Here is a 2499-nt window from a genome sequence, read left to right as displayed (position 1 = left end):
TGTTGATTTCCACTGAGAAGTGACCCGTGTAGGCGCATAATTTCCACTGAGATTTGACCCATGTGACCCTCCCCCAAGCGAAGAGCGAGGGGGTCAAAGGAGTGATCGACATGGGACTACTGAACGTTATTCGGAAGCTACGCCTGCGTCAGGGTTTGGCGATCCGGGAGATCGAGCGCCGCACCGGGTTGTCGCGCAATACTATCAAGAAGTATCTGAAGGCCGATGGAATCGAGCCCAAGTTCGCGACGCCGGAACGGTCTAGCAAGCTTGATCCTTTTGCCGAGAAGCTGACGGGCTGGCTGAAGACCAATGCCAAGAAGGGGCGCAAGGATCGGCAGACCCTGAAGAAGATGCATGCCGATCTTGTCGCTCTTGGCTTCACTGGCTCCTACAACCGTGTGGCGGCCTTTGCGCGACAGTGGAAAGCAGATCGGCGGCGCGAGGAACAAACGACGGGGCGCGGCACCTTTGTTCCGCTGGCCTTCAGCCCCGGCGAAGCGTTCCAGTTCGACTGGAGCGAGGATTTTGCGGTTGTCGGCGGCGAGCGCATGAAGCTCCAGGTCGCCCATATCAAGCTGTCGCACAGCCGGGCGTTTCTCTTGCGGGCCTATCCCTTGCAGACCCACGAGATGCTGTTCGACGCCCACTGGCATGCGTTCCGAGTTTTCGGTGGCGTGCCGGAACGCGGGATCTATGACAACATGCGCACAGCGGTGGATCTTGTGGGCCGTGGCAAGGCGCGGCAGGTCAATATCCGCTTCCTGGCGATGGCAAACCACTACGTCTTCGAGCCTGATTTCTGCAATCCGGCAGCAGGGTGGGAGAAAGGGCAGGTCGAGAAGAACGTCCGCGACGCCCGTCATCAGATGCTGCAAGGCATGCCGGACTTTCCCGATCTTGCCGCGCTGAATGACTGGCTGGAACAACGTTGCATCGCTCTGTGGCATGAGACGGCTCATGGCACGCTGTCTGGAACAATCGCGGATGTCTGGGCTGAGGAACGGGTGGCCTTGATGCCCCTGCCGGTGGCCTTCGACGGATTCATTGAGATCAGCAAGCGCGTCTCGCCCACCTGCCTGATCAGTTTTGAACGTAACCGCTACAGCGTGCCGGCATCATTTGCGAACCGCCCCGTCAGCCTGCGGATCTATCCCGACCGGCTGGTCGTGGCCGCGGAGGGTCAGATCCTGTGCGAACATGCCCGCATTATCCAGCGCAGCCATAAGCTGCCTGCGAAGACGATCTACGACTGGCGGCATTATCTGGCGGTCGTGCAAAGGAAGCCTGGCGCTCTTCGGAATGGGGCACCCTTCCTCGAATTACCATCTGCCTTCAGGCAGTTGCAGGAGCACATGCTGCGCAAGCCCGGCGGTGACCGCGAGATGGTCGACATCCTTGCGCTCGTTTTGCACCACGATGAACAGGCCGTGCTGACCGCCGTGGAATTGGCGCTGGTCGGGGGCGTGCCGACCAAGACCCATGTATTGAACCTCCTGCACCGCTTGGTCGACGGCAAGGTCATCGGTGGTCCACCGCTGGATACCCCGCAAGCGCTGGCCTTGCGGCGCGAGCCCAAGGCCAATGTCGAACGCTATGACGCTCTGCGCGGCCAAATCGCGGGAGGCCGCCATGCGTCATGACCCTGCTGCCGCTGCTGTTGTCATCATGCTCCGCAGCCTGAAGATGTATGGCATGGCCCAAGCCGTTGAGGATCTGATCGAACAGGGGGCACCTGCCTTTGAGGCCACCATCCCGATCCTGTCGCAACTGCTGAAGGCCGAATTGGCCGAACGCGAGGTGCGCTCCATCGCCTATCACATGAAAGCGGCACGCTTCCCGGCCTATAAAGACCTCTCGGGCTTCGACTTCGCCGCCAGCGAGATCAACGAGGCTACCGTTCGGACCCTGCATCGCGGTGAGTTCATCGATGGGGCCCAGAACGTCGTCCTGATCGGTGGCCCAGGCACCGGCAAGACCCATGTCGCGACGGCCCTTGGCATCCAGGCGATCGAGCATCATCGCCGCAAGGTCCGCTTCTTCTCCACCATCGAACTGGTCAATGCCCTCGAACAGGAAAAGGCCAAGGGTAAAGCCGGCCAGATTGCTGAAAGCCTGACCAGGCTCGACCTCGTCATCTTGGACGAGCTCGGATATCTGCCGTTCAGCGCCTCAGGCGGGGCGTTGCTGTTCCACCTGCTCAGCAAACTCTACGAACGGACCAGCGTCGTGATCACCACCAACCTCAGCTTCAGCGAATGGGCCACCGTCTTTGGTGACGCCAAGATGACCACCGCCTTGCTCGATCGCCTCACTCATCGCTGCCACATCCTGGAGTCCGGAAACGACAGCTTCCGCTTCAAGGCAAGTTCAGCCGCAACAGCCCGAAAAAAGAAGGAGTGAAACCCGCCCTTGACCCAAAACTGAACCGAAATCCATAATCAGAGGTGGGTCAAATCTCGATGGAAAACCCGGGTCACTTCTCAGTGGAAATCAACA

Annotated in this window: 2 protein-coding genes; both read left to right on the top strand. The window is 59.9% G+C overall.

The features are described 5' to 3' along the window. The first annotated feature begins 110 nt into the window (after positions 1-110). Positions 111-1643 (top strand): IS21 family transposase, encoded by a 1533-nt coding sequence (gene istA, locus IE126_RS25505; protein ID WP_189383188.1) that lies wholly within the window; start codon positions 111-113, stop codon positions 1641-1643. Beyond that, positions 1633-2403, top strand: a complete 771-nt coding sequence (gene istB / locus IE126_RS25500) for an IS21-like element helper ATPase IstB (protein WP_189383186.1) — start codon at positions 1633-1635, stop codon at positions 2401-2403. Before istA ends, istB begins: the two co-directional genes overlap by 11 nt. The last annotated feature ends 96 nt before the right edge of the window (positions 2404-2499 follow it).

This window comes from Gemmobacter nanjingensis (assembly GCF_014652195.1).
Taxonomy (GTDB): Bacteria; Pseudomonadota; Alphaproteobacteria; order Rhodobacterales; family Rhodobacteraceae; genus Gemmobacter; species Gemmobacter caeni.
The sequence above is the reverse complement of the archived record's forward strand: the minus strand, read 5'-3'. Positions and strand labels throughout refer to the sequence as shown.